This window comes from Saccharopolyspora gloriosae, assembly GCF_022828475.1.
Taxonomy (GTDB): Bacteria; Actinomycetota; Actinomycetes; order Mycobacteriales; family Pseudonocardiaceae; genus Saccharopolyspora_C; species Saccharopolyspora_C gloriosae_A.
In genome coordinates, this window is sequence record NZ_CP059557.1 from 5,234,695 (window position 1) to 5,251,239 (window position 16,545).

At 71.0% G+C, this 16,545-nt stretch carries 16 protein-coding genes and 1 pseudogene; 11 read left to right on the forward strand and 6 right to left on the reverse strand.

The window, feature by feature from the left end; all coding sequences use genetic code 11:
- Nucleotides 1-261: 261 nt before the first annotated feature.
- The 5 genes from H2Q94_RS22825 to cobS all read left to right on the forward strand — a co-directional run bounded on the left by H2Q94_RS22825 (nt 262) and on the right by cobS (nt 4,751).
- Nucleotides 262-900, forward strand: coding sequence for a DUF3043 domain-containing protein (locus tag H2Q94_RS22825; RefSeq protein WP_243789227.1), 639 nt, complete (start codon nt 262-264; stop codon nt 898-900).
- 272 nt (nt 901-1,172) lie between these two features.
- The gene (locus tag H2Q94_RS22830; RefSeq protein WP_243789228.1) at nt 1,173-2,159 is read left to right on the forward strand and encodes an aldo/keto reductase family protein; all 987 of its coding nucleotides are present in this window, start codon (nt 1,173-1,175) and stop codon (nt 2,157-2,159) included.
- 116 nt (nt 2,160-2,275) lie between these two features.
- Nucleotides 2,276-2,833, forward strand: coding sequence for a bifunctional adenosylcobinamide kinase/adenosylcobinamide-phosphate guanylyltransferase (cobU, locus tag H2Q94_RS22835; RefSeq protein ID WP_243789229.1), 558 nt, complete (start codon nt 2,276-2,278; stop codon nt 2,831-2,833).
- Nucleotides 2,834-2,872: 39 nt separating this feature from the next.
- Nucleotides 2,873-3,979, forward strand: a complete 1,107-nt coding sequence (cobT, locus tag H2Q94_RS22840) for a nicotinate-nucleotide--dimethylbenzimidazole phosphoribosyltransferase (protein ID WP_243789230.1) — start codon at nt 2,873-2,875, stop codon at nt 3,977-3,979.
- A gap of 28 nt (nt 3,980-4,007) precedes the next feature.
- Entirely contained in the window at nt 4,008-4,751 is a 744-nt protein-coding gene (cobS, locus tag H2Q94_RS22845; protein ID WP_243789231.1) for an adenosylcobinamide-GDP ribazoletransferase, read from the forward strand.
- Between the two features lie 57 nt (nt 4,752-4,808).
- Here the strand turns inward: cobS and H2Q94_RS22850 are convergent, their stop codons facing one another.
- Both H2Q94_RS22850 and H2Q94_RS22855 read right to left on the reverse strand, forming a co-directional pair.
- Nucleotides 4,809-5,090 carry a MoaD/ThiS family protein gene (locus H2Q94_RS22850; RefSeq protein ID WP_243789232.1) on the reverse strand — a complete coding sequence of 94 codons (282 nt, stop codon included), beginning with the start codon at nt 5,088-5,090 and terminating at the stop codon, nt 4,809-4,811.
- Between the two features lie 10 nt (nt 5,091-5,100).
- Nucleotides 5,101-5,736, reverse strand: a complete 636-nt coding sequence (locus tag H2Q94_RS22855) for a WD40/YVTN/BNR-like repeat-containing protein (RefSeq protein WP_243789233.1) — start codon at nt 5,734-5,736, stop codon at nt 5,101-5,103.
- A gap of 183 nt (nt 5,737-5,919) precedes the next feature.
- On the opposite strand from H2Q94_RS22855, the gene H2Q94_RS22860 reads away from it, so the two are divergent.
- Complete coding sequence (locus tag H2Q94_RS22860; RefSeq protein WP_243789234.1) at nt 5,920-6,069, forward strand: hypothetical protein; 150 nt, start codon at nt 5,920-5,922, stop codon at nt 6,067-6,069.
- 482 nt (nt 6,070-6,551) lie between these two features.
- Here H2Q94_RS22860 and H2Q94_RS22865 read toward each other — a convergent pair whose 3' ends face one another.
- Nucleotides 6,552-7,655: a branched-chain amino acid aminotransferase gene (locus tag H2Q94_RS22865; protein WP_243789235.1), complete on the reverse strand. Its 1,104-nt coding sequence runs from the start codon at nt 7,653-7,655 to the stop codon at nt 6,552-6,554.
- A gap of 157 nt (nt 7,656-7,812) precedes the next feature.
- Between H2Q94_RS22865 and H2Q94_RS22870 the strand changes: the two genes are divergently transcribed.
- Entirely contained in the window at nt 7,813-8,112 is a 300-nt protein-coding gene (locus H2Q94_RS22870; RefSeq protein ID WP_243789236.1) for a hypothetical protein, read from the forward strand.
- Between the two features lie 29 nt (nt 8,113-8,141).
- On the opposite strand, the gene H2Q94_RS22875 is transcribed toward H2Q94_RS22870, so the two are convergent.
- Together H2Q94_RS22875 and H2Q94_RS22880 are read right to left on the reverse strand one after the other, a co-directional pair.
- Nucleotides 8,142-8,810: a ribonuclease FAU-1 family protein gene (locus H2Q94_RS22875; RefSeq protein ID WP_243789237.1), complete on the reverse strand. Its 669-nt coding sequence runs from the start codon at nt 8,808-8,810 to the stop codon at nt 8,142-8,144.
- A gap of 7 nt (nt 8,811-8,817) precedes the next feature.
- Nucleotides 8,818-10,098 carry an APC family permease gene (locus H2Q94_RS22880; RefSeq protein WP_243789238.1) on the reverse strand — a complete coding sequence of 427 codons (1,281 nt, stop codon included), beginning with the start codon at nt 10,096-10,098 and terminating at the stop codon, nt 8,818-8,820.
- A 421-nt stretch (nt 10,099-10,519) separates the two neighbouring features.
- Between H2Q94_RS22880 and H2Q94_RS22885 the strand changes: the two genes are divergently transcribed.
- Nucleotides 10,520-12,007, forward strand: a complete 1,488-nt coding sequence (locus tag H2Q94_RS22885; protein ID WP_243789239.1) for a leucyl aminopeptidase — start codon at nt 10,520-10,522, stop codon at nt 12,005-12,007.
- 147 nt (nt 12,008-12,154) lie between these two features.
- Nucleotides 12,155-12,664 carry an OsmC family protein gene (locus tag H2Q94_RS22890; RefSeq protein WP_243789240.1) on the forward strand — a complete coding sequence of 170 codons (510 nt, stop codon included), beginning with the start codon at nt 12,155-12,157 and terminating at the stop codon, nt 12,662-12,664.
- On the opposite strand, the gene H2Q94_RS22895 is transcribed toward H2Q94_RS22890, so the two are convergent.
- The gene (locus H2Q94_RS22895) at nt 12,661-13,002 is read right to left on the reverse strand and encodes an oxidoreductase (RefSeq protein WP_243789241.1); all 342 of its coding nucleotides are present in this window, start codon (nt 13,000-13,002) and stop codon (nt 12,661-12,663) included. The two genes, H2Q94_RS22890 and H2Q94_RS22895, sit on opposite strands and share 4 nt — an antisense overlap.
- A gap of 309 nt (nt 13,003-13,311) precedes the next feature.
- On the opposite strand from H2Q94_RS22895, the pseudogene lpdA reads away from it, so the two are divergent.
- Nucleotides 13,312-14,681, forward strand: a pseudogene (gene lpdA / locus H2Q94_RS22900) (dihydrolipoyl dehydrogenase).
- 66 nt (nt 14,682-14,747) lie between these two features.
- The gene (gene sucB, locus H2Q94_RS22905; RefSeq protein ID WP_243789242.1) at nt 14,748-16,529 is read left to right on the forward strand and encodes a 2-oxoglutarate dehydrogenase, E2 component, dihydrolipoamide succinyltransferase; all 1,782 of its coding nucleotides are present in this window, start codon (nt 14,748-14,750) and stop codon (nt 16,527-16,529) included.
- Nucleotides 16,530-16,545: the final 16 nt, after the last annotated feature.

Sequence of the window (16,545 nt, forward strand, 5' to 3'; positions counted from 1 at the left end):
TCGCTCGTCCGCTTCCGGCGTGACGTCCAACGTCGGCGCCGACCCGAGATATTCCTGCCGACGCGAGTCGGGGAACGGTGACTCGGGAGGCGAGTCGTGTTGGTCTACCTGCCCCCATGGTGGCACAGACCGCGCCGAATCCCGCGTGAACGTCCCCGCATGTGGACGACCGGACCCGGACGGCGGGCGCCCGCGGGGGAGGCGACGACGAAACGCACGGTCACGTGCGCCCGGCCGAGTGGCGTCGAATACCCTGGAGGTGTGAGGTTCCTTCGCCGTAGCAGCGCTGAGCAGACCGCGACCGACGACTCTCTCGCCGAGAGCACCGACGTCGCCTCGGAACCCGCCCGAGATCGCACTCCCGGCAAGGGACGGGCGACGCCCAAGCGCCGCGAGGCCGAGAGCCGCCGCCGCGGACCGGTGGCGCCGCCGCCGAAGACGCAGCGCGAGGCGATGAAGCGCGCCCGCGGCAACAAGGAGGAGCGCCGCAAGGCCTCGCGGGAACGCCGCGAGCGGATGATGGCGGGCGACGACCGCTACCTGATGCCGCGTGACCGCGGCCCCGTGCGCGCGTACGTGCGCGACATCGTGGACACCCGCAGGCACATGATGGGCATGTTCATGCCGCTGGTGCTGATCGTGTTCGTCACGACCCTGGTGCAGAACGTCCTCGTGCAGCAGTACGCCACCTTGGCGTGCCTTGTCCTGCTGCTGACGATGCTGTTCGAGGGAACCCTGCTGGCCCGCGCGGTGAACAAGCGGGTGCGCGCGAAGTTCCCGGACGCGACCGACCGCTCGCTGTCCCTGGGCTGGTACGCCTTCACCCGCGCCATGCAGCTCCGCCGCCTCCGCGTCCCCCGCCCCCGCCTCACCCCAAAGGACTTCCACAAGATCGGCTGACCCGCACCAAGCCTCACCTAGCGCTGTTCGGGCCTGTCCGGTGACCAGGAACGCCATTCAGATTGATCTTTTGCCGGTGTCTTGTCAGCGGCGAAGCCGCTGAGCGGCGACCACCAAAGCAACCGGCACCGCCGCGGGTTCTCAGGTGTCTTCTCGCGAGGACAGCTTTTTCCCTCGTGGCGGAGCCACTTGGGAAAAAGATCCCGCAGCGAGAAGACACCTGAGGTTCCGCCACCCGCCCCACCTGCCCGAATCACCCTTAGGGTCGAAGCATGGAGTTTCGGCGTCTTGGTAATAGTGGGTTGTCCATCAGTGAGATCGCCTACGGCAACTGGCTCACGCACGGGTCCCAGGTCGAAGAGGACGCGGCACGCTCCTGCGTGCAGGCCGCGCTCGACGTGGGCATCACCACCTTCGACACCGCCGATGTGTACGCCCGGACGAAAGCCGAGTCGGTGCTCGGCAGGGCGCTGTCCGGGCAGCGGCGGGAAAGCCTGGAGATCTTCACCAAGGTCTACTTCCCCACCGGTGACGGCCCGAACGATCGCGGTCTCGGGCGCAAGCACATCATCGAGTCCTGCAATGCCTCGCTGACCCGGCTGCAGACCGACTACGTCGATCTCTACCAGGCGCACCGGTTCGATCACACGGTGCCGCTGGAGGAGACGATGAGCGCGTTCGCGGACCTGGTCCGGCAGGGCAAGGCGCTCTACATCGGCGTCTCCGAGTGGACCGCCGAGCAGCTCACCCGCGGCGCCGAGCTGGCGCGGGAACTGTCGGTGCCGCTGATCTCGAACCAGCCGGAGTATTCGATGCTGTGGCGCGTCATCGAGTCGCAGGTGGTGCCCGCGAGCGAACGCGAAGGCATCGGCCAGGTCGTGTTCTCCCCCATCTCCCAAGGGGTGCTCACCGGCAAGTACCTGCCCGGTGAGCAGCCGCCCGCCGGTTCGCGCGCGACCGACGAGGGCGGTGGTTCCTCGATGATCTCGCGGTGGATGGGCGACGACGTGCTCGGCGCGGTGCAGCGGCTCCAGCCGATCGCGAGCGATCTGGGGCTCTCCACGGCGCAGCTCGCCGTGGCGTGGGTGCTGCAGAACCCGAACGTGTCGGCGGCGATCATCGGCGCTTCCCGGCCGGAACAGGTCAGGGACAACGCCGCCGCCTCCGGAGTGGAACTCGGCGAGGACGTGCTGGACCGGGTCGACGATGTGCTCGGCGATCTCGTCACCAGCGATCCGCGGCGGACCAGATCGCACTGACACCTGCTGACGCGGGCCGATGACCTGTCCCGCGGATCACCCGGCGAGGAACTCCACGGGTGATCCGCGGCGGGTACGGTTCGTCCTGTCGCTCACCCGAATGCAGGAGGTCCCCGGTGTCCGCGTCTCCCGCACGCACGCTGGTGCTCGGCGGCGCCCGCTCGGGGAAGTCAGCGCACGCCGAGGGTCTCGTCGCCGCTGAGGAGCGCGTCACCTACGTCGCTACCTCCCGCCAGGATCCGGGCGACGCCGAGTGGACGGAGCGCATCGCCGCGCACGTGTCCCGCAGGCCCGCGAGCTGGGCCACGGTGGAGGCCGGCGAACCCGAGTCCTTGATCACCACGTTGCGCACGGCCGCAGCGGGCGGTCCGACGCTGCTGGTGGACGACCTGGCGACCTGGCTCACCGGCGCGCTCGACGACGCGGGCGCCTGGGAGCGCGACCCGGCCGCGCTGCGCGAGGTCGACGCGCACTGCGCCGCGCTCGCCGACGCCACCGCTGGCTGCGCGGCCCGGCTGGTGCTGGTCTCGGCCGAGGTCGGACTCGGCATCGTTCCGGCGACCAGGTCTGGAAGACTTTTCCGCGACCGGCTCGGGGAGCTCAACGCGCGGCTCGCCGAACGCTGCGACGAGGTGCTGCTGCTCGTCGCCGGTGTCCCGCTGCGGTTGCGCTGAACACCTGCCCGCGCCCGCACCGAACCACGGAGGTAACCCTTGTCCACCGCACCCGAGAACACCCCGATCCGGTTCGGCGCCGTGCACGCCCCGGACGAGCAGGCGCGGCGGCAGGCGGTGGCCCGGCAGGAACAGCTCACCAAACCGGCCGGGTCGCTGGGACGGCTGGAGGAGCTCGGCGTGTGGGTCGCGAGCCGCCAGGGCAGTTGCCCGCCTCGCCCGTTCACCCGACCCCGCGTGGTGATCTTCGCCGGGGACCATGGGGTCGCCGAGCACGGCGTGTCGGCCTACCCCAGCGAGGTCACCGGCCAGATGGTGCGCAACTTCCTCGACGGCGGGGCCGCGGTGAACGCGCTGGCCCGCGCGAACGGGGCCACCGTTCGGGTGCTGGACATGGCGGTGAACGCGGAGACGCCGCAGGTCGTCGCCGCCCGCAAGATCCGCCGCGGTTCCGGCGCCATCGACCGTGAGGACGCGCTCACCCAGGAACAGGCGCAGGCCGCGGTCGCGGCGGGCCGCGACGTGGCGGACGAGGAGATCGATTCCGGCGCGGACCTGCTCATCGCCGGGGACATGGGCATCGGCAACACCACGCCCGCCGCGGTGCTCATCGCCGCGCTCACCGGCATCGAACCGGTCGCGGTCGTCGGGCGCGGCACCGGCATCGACGACAACGCGTGGATGCGCAAGACCGCCGCGATCCGCGACGCGCTGCGCCGCGCCCGGCCGGTGCTGGACGATCCGGTGGCGCTGCTGCGCACCTCGGGCGGCGCGGACATCGCCGCGCTGGCGGGCTTCCTCGCGCAGGCCGCGGTGCGGCGCACCCCGGTGTTGCTGGACGGCGTGGTCGTCGGCGCGGCGGCGATGGTCGCCGAGGAGCTCACACCGGGCGCGCGGCAGTGGTGGCTGGCCGGTCACCGCTCGGCCGAACCGGGCGGCACGCTGGTCCTCGAACACCTCGACTTGAGCCCGATCCTCGACCTGGAACTGCGGCTCGGGGAGGGTTCCGGGGCGGTCACGGCGCTGCCGGTGCTGTCCGCCGCGGTGCACGTGCTCGCCGAGATGGCGACGTTCGGCGAGGCCGGGGTCGGTGGCCCGACGCCCGCCGAGGCCACCGGGCCGGACCCCGAGGACCAAGAGCTGTGAGCGTGTCCTGCGGTTCGGCGGGTGCGCGGTGAACGGTCTGCTGCTGGCGGTGTCGTGGCTGACGGTGCTGCCGTTTCCCGCCCGCGAGGTCGACGCACGCGCCTGCCGCCAGGCGATCACGTTGGCACCGGTGGTGGGTGCGCTGCTCGGCGTGTTCGGCGCGGTCCTGCTGTGGGGGCTGAGTGCGCTGGGGGCGCCCGGGCTGCTCGCCGGGCTGCTCACCGTGGCGGCGTTGGCGCTGGTCACCCGGGGCATGCATGTGGACGGACTCGCCGACACCGTGGACGGGCTCGGTTGCTACGGGCCGCCGGAGCGGGCGCTGTCGGTGATGCGCGACGGTGGCGCGGGTCCGTTCGCGGTGGTCGCGCTGATCATCGTGGTCGGCGTTCAAGCGGTCGCGCTGGCCGAGCTCGCGGCGTCCGGGCGGTGGCTCACAGTGGTCCTGGCGTGCGCGGTGAGCCGGGCCGCGTTCGTGTTCTGCTGCCGACGCGGGCTGCCCTCGGCCCGCCCGGAAGGCATGGGTTCGCTGGTGGCGGGCACCCAGCCGTGGTGGCTGGTGGCCTGCTGGTGGGGCGTGCTGCTGCTCGGCGGCGCGTTCGCGCTGCCGGGCTCGTGGTGGCTCGGCCCGATCTCCGTGCTGCTCGCCGGCGCGTTCCTGCTGGTGTTCACCGCGCACGTGCGGCGGCGGTTCGGCGGCATCACCGGGGACGTCCTCGGCGCCGCCGCCGAACTCACCACCACGCTGGTGCTGGCCGTGTCGGTGCTGAACTGAACGGTGGGCCTCCGGTGCCGGACTGAACCGTCGGCCTCCGGCGACCGGGTTGAACCGTCAGCCTCCGGCGACCGACGGGATGATCCTGATCTCCGTCCCGTCCCGCACCGGTGAAGCGGCACCGTCGATCCACCGGCACTCCGAGTCGTCCAAGTAGAAGTTGACGTAGCGCCGCAACGCGCGGCTCTCGTCGCGCAGCCGGCGTTCCAACCCCGGATGCCGCTCGGCCACCACGTCGAGCACTCCCCCGAGCGTGGCCTCGTCCACGTCGATCTCCAGCCGCTGCACCCCGTCGGCGTGCTCGCACAGCAGCTTCGGCAACAACACCGTCACCCGCATCGCCGTCACCTCACAGGACCGCCGCGCGCAGCGACATCACGTCGGGCAGGTGACTCGCGACCTGCTGCCAGTCGTCCCCGTCGCCGCTGCCCGCGTACACCTCGCCGCTGCGGGAACCGAAGTACACCCCGGCCGGGTCGCCGTCGTCCACGCACAACGCGTCGCGCATCACCGCGGACCAGAACCGGTCCGGCAACCCCCGCGACAGCGCCGTCCACGACTCCCCCGCGTCCTCGCTGCGGTAGACGCGGCAGCGCCCGTCCGGCGGGTAGCGCGTCGCGTCCGCGGTCAGCGGGAATCCGTAGACGACGTCCGGGCGGTGCGGATGCGTGACGATCGGGAAACCGAAGTCGCTGGGCAGGCCGTCGGCGATGGACTGCCAGGTCGCCGCGTCGTCGTCGCTGCGGTAGACGCCGTGGTGGTTCTGCAGGAAGAACCGCTCCGGTTTCGCCGGGTGCCGGGCCACCTTGTGCACGCACTGGCCGAATTCCGGGTACGGATCCGGGTAGAAGTAGGCCTTGATGCCGCTGTTGCTCGCCTGCCAGCTGCTGCCGCCGTCAGCCGTCCGGTAGACGCCACCGGCGGACATCGCCACCACGGTGCGCTCGCGGTCGTGCGGGTGCGGCAGCACGGTGTGCACCGCCATTCCCCCGAACCCCGGCGTCCAGTGCTCGCGTGCGGGTGGTCCCACAGCCCGCGCACCAGCTCGAACGTCCGGCCGCGATCCTCGGAGCGGAACAACGCCGAGGGTTCGGTACCGGCGTACACCACTTCGGGCTGGTCCACCGGTCCGGGCGCGAGCTGCCACACCCGTTCCAGTGCGGCTCCGGTGTCGGCGGGGAACGCCAGCGGCGCGGCCTCCGGCTCCTGCCAGGTGGCACCGAGGTCGTCGCTGGTCACGACGCTGGGGCCGAAGTGCGTGCTGGAGGCGCCGACGAGCAGCCGCGGCGAACTCCGGGTGTCCACGGCGACGGCGTAGATCTCGGCCATCGGCAGGTGCGGACCGGTGACCTCCCAGGCCGCGCCGCCACGGCGGTGCGCCAGCCACAGTCCCTTACGAGTGCCGATCAAGAGCAGAACGCGATCAGACATGCCTGACTCCCCAGATGGTGACTTGCATCACCCGGAAGCTACTCCGGCCCACCGACAATCACTCGGGCCGAAAGCAACGACACCCTCCCCGACCTGCGAAGAGGGTGCCGTTGAGAACGCCGGACCCCAGCACGAAACGATCTTTTCGCCGCTGCTTGCCAACGGCGAAGCCGAATCCTCGCGGCCGAAGGCCGTGCCTGGATTTGCGAAGCACAGAGCCCACGTCACAAAGCCGACCACCGGCGGGTTCTCAGTGGTTTCCTCACGAGGACGGCCTTTTCCTTCGTGGCGGAGCCACTTGGAAAAAGATCCCGCAGCGAGGAAGCCACTGAGGTTCCGCTACCCGGACACCCGAGCAGGCCCCCGAGATCAAGCCAGCGGGACCATCCAGCCGTGGTCGTCGGGGGCCGTGCCCTGTTGGATGGCGGTGAGCTGATCGCGCAGCTTCATCGTCACTTCGCCCGCCTGGCCCTCTGCGATGCCGAATTCGCCGTCCTGGTGCTTCACGTGCCCGACGGGAGTGATCACGGCCGCGGTGCCGCAGGCGAACACCTCGGTGAGCTCGCCGGAGCGAGCGCGCTTCTCCCACTCGTCGGTGGTGATCCGCCGCTCCTCCACCGGAAGCCCCAGGTCCTCGCCGAGCTGCAGCACCGAGGAGCGGGTGACGCCGGGCAGCAGACTGCCGGACAGCTCGGGGGTGACCAGGCGCGCGTCGGAGCCGGAGCCGAAGACGAAGAACAGGTTCATCCCGCCCATCTCCTCGACCGCGCGGCGCTCCACCGCGTCCAGCCACACCACCTGGTCGCAGCCGTTCTCCACGGCCTGCGCCTGCGCGACGAACGAGGCCGCGTAGTTGCCCGCGAACTTCGCCGCCCCGGTGCCGCCGGGCGCGGCCCGCACGTACTCGTGGCCGAGCCACACCGTGACCGGCTTGACCCCGCCGGAGAAGTAGGAACCGGCGGGTGAGGCGATCACCGAGTACAGGTACTCGTTCGCGGGCCGGTTCACGCCGAGGCTCACCTCGGTGGAGATCATGAACGGCCGCAGGTACAGCGAGCTCTCCCCCGCCTCCGGCACCCACGCGCGGTCGACGTCGATCAGGTCGCGCAGCGAGTCCAGGAACACCTGCTCGGGCAGTTCGGGCATCGCGATGCGCTGCGCCGAGCGCTGGAACCGCTGCGCGTTCTGCTCCGGCCGGAACGCCGCGATGGAGCCATCGGGCTGCCGGTAGGCCTTCAGGCCCTCGAAGATCGCCTGCGCGTAGTGCAGCACCGTCGTCGCAGGGTCGATCTCGAACGAGTGGTACGCCTCGATCTTCGCGTCGTACCAGCCGCGGTCCGCGGAGTACCGCACGGTCGCCATGTGATCGGTGAAGAACTTCCCGAATCCCGGGTTCGCCAATACGTCCGCGCGGTGCGACTCGGTGGCGGGATGCGAACTGGGGAACCGGGTGAACGAGAGTTCTTCTGTCATGTCAATACCGTATCGCGCGCCTCAGAACAGTGGAAACGGTGGACCAGCAAGTCGGTCCTCCTAGTTTTCCGGGCTCAGCGACGGCATCCGTGCCGGTACCGCGGCGAAGTGAGCGAAGCCGTATCCGATGATCGCGGCGGCGCTCTATGATGGACGCATGACTCAGCCGGAGAAGCTGCCCGTGAGCGGGCCGACAACGGTGCAGCAGGACACGTTGGCCGCCGCTTTGGGCCTGCTGATGCCGCTGGGCGGCGGACTGCTGGTGATGTGGGGCTACGCCTGGCTCGACGTGTTCGGCGCGATCATCGGCGCGGCCGGCGTCGCCTGGTGGGGTTTCTGGTGGTACGGCAAGCACAAGACGCTGTTCCCCAAGGACCTGCGCGGCGGCCAGGTCGGCGGCATCGCAGCCCTCGCAGCCCTGTTCGGCCTCTTCTTCTTCATCGCGCTGGGAAGCTGATCCCGCAGCGAGAAGACACCTGAGCCCCGTCAGGACACCAGGTCGTTCGGCAGGGACGGCAGCTTCCACGTCGGGTCCGGGCGGGCGTCGCAGTAGGTGCCGTCGAACGGGAACCTGCCGCGTTCGGCGAGGCCGGCCATCCGCTCACCTTCCGCGCGCAACCGGTTCAGCCGCGCCTGATCGATGCGGCCCGCGGTGAGCGCCGAGCTCAGCTCGTCCTCGTCCTTCCACGCCCATTCGCCGCCGGGGAAGACCTCCAGGTCCAGCACGCCGTCGACGCGGTTCACACCGGCCTCGTCGCGGCCGAGCGGCACCTCGAGGTTCACGTACCAGTTGCGGAACGTGCCGTCGGCCTCGTAGAACCACCACACCGAAGACCAGTGCTCGGCGAACACGAGCCGCAGCGTGGCCGTGGTGTGCCACACCGACAGCGCGGGGACGCGGGTACCGGAGAACCGCTCGTGCAGCGGGAGCTCGCGGGGTTTGCGCCCGTCCGGCGAGGTGGTGATGCGGATCGGCGTGCCCGGCAGCACCCAGCACAGCAGCCGGTCGGGTGCGTCGCTGACCACCCGCGCCGGATGCACGGTGCCCAGGGATCCGTCGAGGCGCCAGAACCGGTAGAGGATGTCCGAACCCGGCGCCCACTCCCTCGGGGCGGCCTCGAGCCGTGCACCACGTTCCGAACCTCGTTCGAGCATGCCGACCTCAACTCCAGCGCCGAGAGACCAGGGCCGCCAGCAACGGACCTGCGATGACCACCACGAGCGTTCCGAGCATCGCATGAACCGGCATGCTCATGGCCAGGATCACGGCCAATCCCATGCCCAGGCAGGCGGAACGCATTCGCCACACCTGATCATCGGCGAGCAGCACCCGCGCGGCCGCGTTGGCCAGCGCGTGGTGCACGAGCAGGCAGCACGCGGCGAACGCCATGGCCGTCACCGGCTGCACCAGCAGAGCCACCACCGCCGCGGCGATCCCCGCGCACAGGTCCAGCAGATACGGCGTACCGGCGCGGCTCTCGCGTCCCAGCACGGCGGGCAGGTCCTGGTCGCGTTGCACCGCGAGCGCGGTCGATCGCAGCGACTCCAGGATGCCCAGCAGCACGGGGAACAGCGCGAGGCCCACGGCGGTGCCGATCAGCTGCCGCAGCCGTCCGCCCGCGGCGGCGTCGAGCGCGTCGAGCAGCGGCTGCCCGGACAGCGCCAGCCGTGCCGGGCCGAGCTGGTGCAGCAACGCCCAGGCCAGCAACGACACCAGCGTCCCGGTGATGATCAGCGAGACGATGACGCCCCACTTCACGATCGCGCCCCGATGCCGGTCCCGTTCCTCCGCCGGGGCGGTGAGCCGTTCGAAGCCGAGGAACCCGAAGAACAGCACGCCCGCCGCACCGGTGATCCCGATGGCGCCGTCCGCCTGCACCGCCCCCACCGGCGGAGACGGCGGCGGTTCGATCGCGAAGCACACCGCGATCACCAGCGCCACCACGGCCAACGTGAGCAGCAACCACACCCAGGCGGCCACGCCGCGGATCCGCAGACCCGCCGTCGCGGCCAGCACCACCAGCAGCGTCACCGCGGACGCCACGATCGGCGGTGCGGCGGGCATCGCATGCTCGGCGATCACCCTCGCCACCGCGCCCAGCGCAGCGACCTGACCCGCCAACGCGGTGGCGGCCGCGAACCGCGCCGGCAGCACCCCCAGCCGGGCGCGTACGCACGCGTATCCGGCGCCGGGTCCCCGGTAACTGGCGGATTGGTGCGCCGAAGCCAGTGCGCAGCACGCCACCAGCACCAGCACCAGCGGCACCGCGAGCAGCAGCAGCGGTCCGGCCGCGAGCGCGGCGGGCGCGGCACCGACGAACAGGCCCGCGCCGAGCATGCCGCCGAGCGCGAGCGGCAACGCCGACCCGATCGAGCGCCGAGGCCGACCGCCGACGGACTCCGCCGGTGGGCTCGCCCCCTGATCCGCGACCTGTTGCGCCACCCGTCCACCCTTGCAGAACGCGATTTCCACCGGCAGCCGCCCGCCCGGTCGTCATCCGGCCGGACGCGCCCGCGCGGCGGAATCCGACCCCGGCGCCGCGGGCTCGGAGCACGTCGGCCTGAGGGGGCACAGCCTACGCACCGGCCGGGCGGCACGTCCCGCACGCACGGGAGCCGCTGCGCTGAGCGTTTCGAGCGAAGTCGAGCGCTCAAGAACCCTAGGACTGATCAACGCGGGGCTAAGCTCGGTGCGGACGGCGCGGCCGGTGCGCGAACAGCGGCCCGCCTGTCGGATACACCTCGGCTCGCTGCTTCTAGAGTGGCGGGCGCGGGAAGGCCTCCGACCAGGTCAGCCCGCCGGGGACCCCGGTCCCCGCGTTCGACGACCACCATCGACGGCGAAACCGCCCGGAGGAACACACGTGAGCACGCCGAAACTCGCCCTCACCGACACCAAGGCCGCGAAGCTGACCGCGGACGTTCTGGTCATCGGCACCATCTCGGGTGCCGACGGTCCGGAGATCGCGCCCGGCGGCGAGGAGGTCGCCGCGGCCTTCGACGGTGACCTGGCGAAGGTGCTGGCGACGCTCGGCGCCACCGGCAAGGCCGAAGAGGTCGTGAAGCTGCCCGCGAGCGGACTGCGCGCGGACGTGCTGCTGGCCGTCGGCCTCGGCAAGATCGCCGGCGACGCCCCCACCGGCGAGCAGGTGCGCCGCGCCGCGGGCTCCGCGGCCCGCGCCCTCAGCGGCGTCGAGCACGCCGCGACGACGCTGGGCGCGCTGGATCTCGCCGCGACCGTGCAGGGCACCGTGCTGGGCGCCTACTCGTTCCGCAAGTACAAGTCCGAACCCGGCGACGACCCGGTGGCCCAGGTCGACCTGATCGTGCCGGACGCGAAGGACGACACGGCAAAGCACGCGCTCAAGGGCGGCACCGCGATCGGCGAGTCCGTCACCATCGCCCGTGACCTGATCAACACCCCGCCGAACGACCTGTTCCCCGCCTCCTTCGCCGAGCGCGCGAGCGAACTCGCCCGTTCCGCCGGGCTGGAGGTCGAGGTGCTCGACGAGGCGGCGCTGCGCAAGGGCGGCTTCGGCGGCATCCTCGGCGTCGGTTCCGGCTCGAGCCGCCCGCCGCGCCTGGTGCGGCTGCGGCACAAGGGGCCGAAGGCCGCGAAGAAGGTCGCGCTGGTCGGCAAGGGCGTCACCTTCGACACCGGCGGCATCTCGCTCAAGCCCGCGGGCTCGATGGACGAGATGACCTCGGATATGTCCGGTGCGGCCGCGGTGATCGCCACGATGGTGCTGGTCTCGAAGCTGAACTACCCGCTGGACGTGACCGCGACGGTGCCGATGGTGGAGAACATGCCCTCCGGCACCGCCTACCGGCCCGGCGACGTGCTGCGCATGTACGGCGGCAAGACCGTCGAGGTGCTCAACACCGACGCCGAAGGCCGGTTGATCCTGGCCGACGCCATCGTGCGGGCCGCCGAGGACGAGCCGGACTACCTGATCGAGACCTCCACGCTCACCGGCGCGCAGGTGGTGGCGCTGGGCAAGCGCACGCCCGCTGTGATGGGCGACGAGGACTTCCGCGACCGGGTCGCGAAGCTCTCGCAGGCCACGGGCGAAGGCGCCTGGCCGATGCCGCTGCCCGAGGAGCTGCGCGGCGACCTGGACTCGAAGCTCGCCGACCTCGCCAACGTCGCCGGGCACCGCTGGGGCGGCATGCTCTCGGCCGGGCTGTTCCTGAAGGAGTTCGTCGCCGACGGCCTGCCGTGGGCGCACATCGACGTGGCCGGTCCGGCGTACAACACGAACTCGCCGTGGGGCTACACCTCGAAGGGCGGCACCGGCGTTCCGGTGCGCACCATCGCGGCCGTGCTCGCCGACATCGCCGAGAACGGCTGACCCGATTCCGCCGGCACCGGAGGCCCGCCGAGTCCGCTCGGCGGGCCTCCGGCGTGCGGTGACCGCTGCACCGGCGCGGGATCCGTGCTGTGAGCCGCGTCTCAAAGGGATCACCACTGGCCGCACTCGCGATGCCAGGATGGAGCGGTGAGCGAACCCATCGGGCGGCAACCGACCTCACCGGCGCCTGCGCGGCACGGTTTCGCGGTCGAAGTGGTGTGGACCGGCAACACCGGCGCCGGCACCAGCAGCTATCACAGCTACGAGCGGACCCACGAGGTGCGTTCGGAGGGCAAGAACGCCATCGAGGCCTCCGCGGATCCCGCGTTCCTCGGCGACTCCGACCGGTACAACCCGGAGGAGCTGCTCATCGCATCGCTGTCGCAGTGCCACATGCTGTGGTTCCTGCACTTGGCGGCGGATCACGGCGTGGTGGTGATCGGGTACCACGACCGGGCGCAGGGAGTTCTCGCGGAGAACGCCGACGGCTCCGGCCGGTTCCGGGAGGTCGTGCTCAGCCCCGAGGTGACCGTCAAGGACCTGGCCAGCGTGGACGTCGCGGAGGCGCTGCACGACCGCGCCCACGAACTCTGCTACATCTCGAAGTCGGTGAACTTCCCGGTGCGCCTGACACCGTCCACCAGGGTCGCGAACTAGCCCAGGTCGCGGCGTCGTTCCCGGTCCCGTAAGACCCGCTGGCGAGCCTGGTAGTCGCGCATCCGCTGCGGATAGCCGAGTTTCGACACCTCGTAGCAGGGCATGCCGTGCTTGCGGGCGAAGCGGAACGCCGCGTCGGGGCCGTTCACCCGGCGCCGGGTCCACTCGCCGTCGTGCGCGACCAGCAGCACCGTGGTCTCGGTGACGGTGGTGCGCGGTTCGACGAACGCCTCCACGCCGTGGCGTTGCTCGGCCCAGGTCCGCAGGTGGTCGGCGTCGCGCGAATCGGCCGGTCGCCCGGCACCTCGCCTGCGGCGGAAACGATCGAATAGGCCCACAGCATTCGCCTCCCTGAACCCGGAAGCCCGGCCGCCCGGATTCGATTCACCTCGGGCGGCGACGCACTCGGAGCCACCTTCGAAAACCAGTGCTCCCGTTCGAGATGATGCCACCGGGAGCCTGTGACGAAGCTGAGAATCGGAAAAAACGATTCAGTGTCCTCGCGCACGTTCCGGCGATCAGAGCGAGCCCACGTCGCGTCGTTCCTTCGGGTGGTGACAAGATGGCTGCCAGGTGTTCCGTGCCTCGCGCGACAGCCGGGACGGCGGCACCTCAGCGATTCAACGATGGCTGTCGAGGAGTGCGAAGTGACCGACACGTCCGCCGATCTGGTCATTCTCGGCGGCGGTTCGGGCGGCTACGCCTGCGCTTTCCGCGCGGCTGAGCTGGGCCTGTCCGTCGTCCTCATTGAAAAGGACAAGCTCGGGGGACTTGCCTGCACCGCGGGTGCATTCCCACCAAGGCTTTGCTGCACGCCGCGGAGGTCGCCGACTCCGCGCGCGACGGAGATCAGTTCGGTGTCAAGACCTCCCTTGAGGGCATCGACATCGCGGGGGTGAACTCCTACAAGGACGGTGTCGTCGGCAAGCTCTACAAGGGTCTGCAGGGCCTGGCCAAGGCGCACAAGGTGACGCTGGTCGAAGGCGCGGGCACCCTGGTCGACGCCAACACCGTCGAGGTCGACGGCACCCGCTACACCGGCAAGAACATCGTGCTGGCCACCGGTTCGTACTCCAAGTCGCTGCCCGGCCTGGAGCTCGGCGGCCGGGTCATCGCCAGTGAGCAGGCGCTGAACCTGGACTACGTGCCGGAGAAGGTCGTGGTGCTCGGCGGCGGTGTGATCGGCGTGGAGTTCGCCAGCGTGTGGCGCTCCTTCGGCGCCGAGGTCAACATCGTCGAAGCCCTGCCGCACCTGGTGCCCAACGAGGACGAGTTCGCCTCGAAGCAGCTGGAGCGCGCGTTCCGCAAGCGCGGCATCAAGTTCAAGACCGGCGTGAAGTTCACCGGCGCCACCCAGACCGACTCCGGTGTCTCGGTGAGCCTGGAGAACGGCGACCAGCTCGACGCGGACCTGCTGCTGGTGGCCGTCGGCCGCGGCCCGAACACCGCGGGCCACGGCTACGAGGAGGCGGGCGTCAAGCTGGAGCGCGGCTTCGTCGTCACCGACGACCGCCTGCGCACGAGCCTGCCCGGCGTCTACGCGGTCGGCGACATCGTGCCCGGCCTGCAGCTGGCGCACCGCGGCTTCCAGCAGGGCGTGTTCATCGCCGAGGAGATCGCGGGCCAGAACCCGCAGTCCATCGACGAGGCCGGCATCCCGCGCGTCACCTACAGCCACCCCGAGGTGGCCTCGGTGGGCCTGACCGAGAGCGCTGCCAAGGAGCAGTACGGCTCGGTGCAGACCTTCACCTACGACTTGGCCGGTAACGGCAAGAGCCAGATCCTCAAGACGGCGGGCGCGGTGAAGCTGGTCCGCGCCACCGACGGGCCGGTGCTCGGCCTGCACCTGGTCGGGGACCGGGTCGGCGAGCTCATCGGCGAAGCCCAGTTGATCTACAACTGGGAGGCGCTGCCCGAGGACGTGGCACCGCTGGTGCACGCCCACCCCACGCAGACCGAGGCCCTCGGCGAGGCGCATCTCGCCTTGGCCGGCAAGCCGTTGCACGTCCACGGCTGAGCCGTCTCGGTTCGCATCCCGCACCAGCACAGCACCCCGCCACACCGCACGAGGAGTCAGCGACCGATGTCCTTCTCCGTCCAGATGCCCGCGCTAGGCGAAAGCGTCAGCGAGGGCACGATCACCCGGTGGCTCAAGCAGGCCGGCGACACCGTCGAGGTCGACGAACCCCTGCTGGAGGTCTCCACCGACAAGGTCGACACCGAGATCCCGTCCCCGGCCGCCGGTGTGCTCCAGCGCATCGTCGCCGAGGAGGACGACACGGTGGAGATCGGCGGCGAGCTCGCCGTCATCGGTGACAGCGCCGATGACGGAGCCGCCGCACCGGCGCAGGAAGCGCCCGCCGCGGAGCCCGCTCCGGCGCAGGAGTCCGCTCCGGCGGCTCCGGCCCAGGAGGCTCCGGCCGCCGAGCAGCCCGCTGCTCCGGCCGCGCCCGCTTCCGGTGGTTCGGCGCAGGGCACCGAGGTGCCGATGCCCGCGCTGGGCGAGAGCGTCAGCGAGGGCACGATCACCCGGTGGCTCAAGCAGGTCGGCGACACCGTCGAGGTCGACGAACCCCTGCTGGAGGTCTCCACCGACAAGGTCGACACCGAAATCCCCTCGCCGGTGGCGGGCACGCTGCTGGAGATCGCCGCGGCAGAGGACGACACGGTGGAGGTCGGCGGCAAGCTGGCCGTCGTCGGCGAGCAGGGTGCCGCTGCGGCGGCCCCGGCGCAGTCCGAGCCCGAACCGGAACCGGCCGCTCCGGCTCCCGAACCGGAGCCGGAACCGGCTGCTCAGGCACAGCCCGCTCAGCCCGCGGCCCCGGCTCAGCCCGCGGCCCCGGCTCAGCCGGCCGCTCCGGCTCAGCCCGCGGCCCCGGCTCAGGAAGCCCCGGCGCAGCAGTCGTCGGCTCCTTCCGGGAGCACGCCGTACGTGACGCCGCTGGTGCGCAAGCTGGCCAACCAGCACGGCATCGACCTGTCCACGATTCAGGGCAGCGGCGTCGGCGGCCGCATCCGCAAGCAGGACGTGCAGGCCGCGGTGGACGCCGCGAAGTCGCAGACGGCCGCTCCGGCGGCACCGGCGGCGGCGAAGTCCAGCGCTCCGGCCCCGCGAGCCGAGCAGTCGGACGAGGCGGACGCGCTGCGCGGCACCACGCAGAAGATGTCCCGCCTGCGTCAACTGCTGGCTCGCCGCATGGTCGAGTCGTTGCAGACCGCGGCGCAGCTGACCACGGTGATCGAGGTCGACGTGACCCGCATCGCCAAGCTGCGCCAGCAGGCGAAGAACTCCTTCGAGGCCGCGGAGGGCGTGAAGCTGTCCTTCCTGCCCTTCTTCGCGAAGGCCGCCACGGAGGCGCTCAAGCTGCACCCGAAGGTGAACGCCTCGGTCAACGAGGAGACCAAGGAGATCACCTACCACGCGGCCGAGCACCTGTCGGTCGCGGTGGACACGCCGCGCGGCCTGGTCTCGCCGGTGATCCACGACGCCGGGGACCTGAACCTCGGCGGGCTGGCCCGCAAGATCTCCGACGTGGCCGAGCGCACCCGGAACAACAAGCTCAAGCCGGACGAGCTGTCCGGGGGCACGTTCACGATCACCAACACCGGCAGCCGCGGCGCGCTGTTCGACACCCCGATCCTGAACCCGCCGCAGGTGGGCATGCTGGGCACGGGCACCGTCGTGAAGCGTCCCGTGGTGGTCTCCGACGACAACGGCGGCGACACCATCGCGATCCGTTCGATGGTGTACCTGGCGCTGTCCTACGACCACCGGCTGGTCGACGGCGCGGACGCCGCCCGGTTCCTCAGCACGCTCAAGCAGCGGCTGGAAGACGGCGCGTTCGAGGCCGACTTGGGCCTGTGACGCCCCGGATGTGACA